Here is a 3,690-nt window from a genome sequence, read left to right as displayed (position 1 = left end):
GTTGGCAGCCGTTACGCTGGCGGTGGAGGAGGCGTTGGGCACCTGGTGACGCGGCGCTATCTACGGTAGCTCTGCCGAGCGATGGACACGCCAGAGCTTGCGCGGGGGCATTCATCACAGAAGACCTGCCCTGACGATTCTTCGTCATCGCATACTCTGGCGAAACTCCGCATCTCATTCATCCAAGATAAGCACAATGCCGAATGCAAGAAAAGTCGTAAATCTGGGAATCGCCACTCCGGCGTACAACAACACGGTGCTGATGAGCTACGCGAACACGCTTTTCGGCATTCAGGCGCAGGCGATGAACGCGGGGATCGGGTGCCGGCTGCTGTGGTCGTCGAGTTCGAGCGTCGTCGCGGTCGCCCGCAATCTGCTTGTTGACGAGTTCCTGCGCGATGACAGGCTCTCGCACTTGTTGTTCATCGATGCGGACATGGCGTTTCCTCCAGAGGATCTGATGCGCATGCTGGCGGCCAGCGAGTCGCTGGGGCCGTACGACATTGTTGCTGCCATCAGTCCACGCAAGCGCTTGAACTGGGAGCGCGTGATGGCGGCGGCACGCATGCAGCCTCAATTGACTGGCCAGGATCTGGCCACGCTGGCGGGATCGTTCGAAGGCATGTTCAAGCCCGTATCGGGGCGCATGGAAGAGGTGTTCGAAGATCGGCCCGTGGAAGTCGAGGCCATCGGGACCGGCGTCATGCTGATGGGGCGTCCCATCCTCGAACGCCTCATCGCACACGGTGCCCGGCAGGTTCGAATGGGGTCCCAGCAAGTCGAACTGCACCTGTTCTTTGAAGACACCGTGGTCGACGGTTTTCATGTTTCGGAGGACATCTCCTTTTGCCACAAGGTGCGCCAGGTGGGTGGACGCATTTGGGGCGTGCCGTGGTTTCGGATGACGCACGGCGGCAATTACGACCACATCGGGGATATCGGGGCCATCTCGCGGGCCCACATGATGCTGTAGCCACGCCGTGCCATCATGCCGGAACAACGAGGGGCATCGGTGGCTCGCATCGCGTGTAGCGCTCCCACATCATTCGATACGCGTCTTCGATGCCGCATCGATACCGGTCGATATCAAACAATGGTGCATCCGTCCTTGCCAGGCGCAGATGCCCTCTTTGACGCAGGAGTTCACCGGGTTCGCTGGCCAACTCGATGGCCCTTGTCACATACGCGTCGAGAGTGGGCATCACCATTTCCGGCAACCCGACGGCATGGAGCAGGCTGGCGGCAACACGGCTGGCAAATGTTGTTCCGAGGCAGGTGAGCAAGGGCAGGCCCGCCCAGAGAGCATCGCTTCCAGTCGTATGGGCATTGCATGGGAACGTGTCCAGGAACAGATCCGCCAGCGCATGCCGACAGAGATGCTCGCCCAAGGACTGGCGCGGCGCGAAGACCAGCCGTGCGGGTTCAATGCCGTTCTTCACGGCCTCTTCCTGCAATCTGGGCCCGACTCGGCTGTCGGTTTCGTACAGCCAGAGCACGCTGTGGGGGACCGCACGCAGGATTCGCATCCACGTGGCGAAAACCGTCGGAGTGATCTTGTAGGTATTGTTGAAGCAACAGAAGACGAACCCGCTCGCGGGAAGGCCGGCTGCCATCCTGGCGCTCGCCCTGTCAGTGCGCATCGGTGCGATCAATCGCAAGCCGGGAGCGTTCGGTTGATAGCAGTGGGGCAGGGTGACGATCTGCTCGGTGTAGAAGGGCGCATGTTCCGGCGGCGTCACGACCGCATCGCCCACGATGTAGTCGATGAATGTGGACCCCATGCTGGCGGGATAGCCCAGATAGTTGACTTGCACCGGGGCGGCACGACCGGCGAAGATCCGCGGACGGCAGTTCTGTGTGTAGCCTTTCAGATCGATCGCGATGTCGATCTCCAGTCTGCGGGACAAGGCGCAGATCGCGCTGTCCGACGCCTCGGAGACGTCGAAGAAGTGGTCCACTGATCGGGACAGGCGCTCCGTCATGTCGTCGGAAATCGACGGCCCGAAAGAAAAGAGGAACACCTCGAATTTCGCGGGATCATGCTTTTCAAGAAGCTCGGCGATCAGCAGCGTGGTCGCATGCGCGTGGAAGTCCGCAGAAAAATAGCCCAGGCGGATCCTCTCGCGACTGGTGCGCTCGGGCAGCGGCAACGGCTCGGCATCCGGGACAAAGTCCGCGATGAACGTCGCGCCCGCCTGGCGGATCACGTCGAGGTCGTCGCACCCGACCGCCATGACAAACGGCGTGGCGGCCGACTCGCCCCGCCTCACGGCCTCGCACAGACGGGCCTTGACCTGGTCGAAGTCGCGCCAGCGCAGCGTCTGGGCCATGCCAAGGAAATGGTCTCCTGCTGCGTAAGCCGGTACAGGATCGGATTTCAGGGCGCGTTCGAGATGAAGGAACGCTTCTTCATGTCGGCTTCCCCCGACGAGTGCGCGCGCGGCGAGGAAGTGGTCTTCACCGCGAGTGCTCGACGACGGTCTGCCGAGATCGATCACGCGCTCGAACGCTTGCGCAGCCTGCAGGGAGTTTCCCATTCCCAGGAGTACGTGGCCGTGGGCTCTCCAGGCATCCGCGGACGATGGATCGCGAGCGATTGAATCGTTGCTTTCGGCCAAGGCTTCCTGATGGCGCTGCAGGCCGCACAACGCGTAGATGCGCCTGAACCGGGCATCAAGGTCATCGCTCGATCTTGTCAGCACGGCATCGAAATCGATCAGCGCTTCGGCGTGCCGCCCTTTCTCGAGCAACGCCACGCCTCTGTTGTAATGCGCGTCGTTCGAAGTCGGACACATTGCCAATGCTCGGTCATAGCATTGCATTGCCCGCTCAAACTGGCCCAGCCGTTTCAACGCATTCGCGAGATTCGTCAGAACATCATGCGCGTCGGGCTCCAGGGCCAGTGCCGCTTGATAGGCTTGGATCGCTTCTTCATAGCGCTTGAGCCCGTGCAAGGCGCTGCCGCGGGTTGCATGCGTATTCGAAATGCGCGGCTCGATGGCGATGGCGAGATCAGCGAAGCGCAAGGCGTCGTCGAAGCGGCTTCGCTGGATGCCCAGGATACCAAGCATCGCAAAGCTCGGATGATGGCGCGGAGCACGGCTCAAGATTTTCTGATAGCCGGCCTCCGCTTGATCCCAAAGGCCGTCTTGGTGAATTCGCAATATCGCGTTGAAATCGTGATCGATCTCGATGGTCGTGCTCTCCATCAACTTTGCAGCCTTTCAACTCCAGGGCGACTTGAATCTATTCGCGCCCGCCTATGGCATAGGGGCGCGACAGTGCATCGGCGAATTTCCCACGGAATTCGTAGTTTCCCGTGTGCCCCAACTGCACGGTCGTATCAACAAATACCTTTCCGCCAATAGCACGCCAGCGATGACAGAACGCGTAGTCTTCCGACAGGTAGCGTTGAGTCGATTCGTCCACCATCACATCGAAGAAGCGGTAGCACAATGCCGCACGCTGAGGGGACCAGAATCCATCGGGTACGTAGCGCAGGTGCGGATAGTGCTGCACTAGTGCTTCGAAGACGGAGCGCTTGATGACCATGAAGCCAGTCGGCGCTTCGGCTACCTCCATCACGCCGTTGTCGTCGGGAATGCCTGACAAGCCGGCTCCTGAATTGACGGGAAACCTGGTGCTCAGGCGCTCGAAGTCGGCGCGCTCGATTTTTGTGGTGCCTGGTGG

The 3,690-nt window shown here is 60.8% G+C and carries 2 protein-coding genes and 1 pseudogene; 1 reads left to right on the top strand and 2 read right to left on the bottom strand.

Translation table 11 applies throughout. From position 1 onward, the window contains the following. Nucleotides 1-256: 256 nt before the first annotated feature. A complete protein-coding gene (locus AC1DOC_RS24380) occupies nt 257-973 on the top strand; it encodes a hypothetical protein (protein ID WP_478130664.1) in 717 nt (238 codons plus the stop codon). 13 nt (nt 974-986) lie between these two features. Here AC1DOC_RS24380 and AC1DOC_RS24375 read toward each other — a convergent pair whose 3' ends face one another. Further along, entirely contained in the window at nt 987-3,209 is a 2,223-nt protein-coding gene (locus tag AC1DOC_RS24375) for an O-linked N-acetylglucosamine transferase, SPINDLY family protein (RefSeq protein WP_478079847.1), read from the bottom strand. Nucleotides 3,210-3,246: 37 nt separating this feature from the next. After that, nucleotides 3,247-3,690, bottom strand: a pseudogene (locus tag AC1DOC_RS24370) (hypothetical protein); the annotation flags it as partial.

This window comes from Variovorax sp. 01T439_2 (assembly GCF_056398445.1).
The sequence above is the reverse complement of the archived record's forward strand: the minus strand, read 5'-3'. Positions and strand labels throughout refer to the sequence as shown.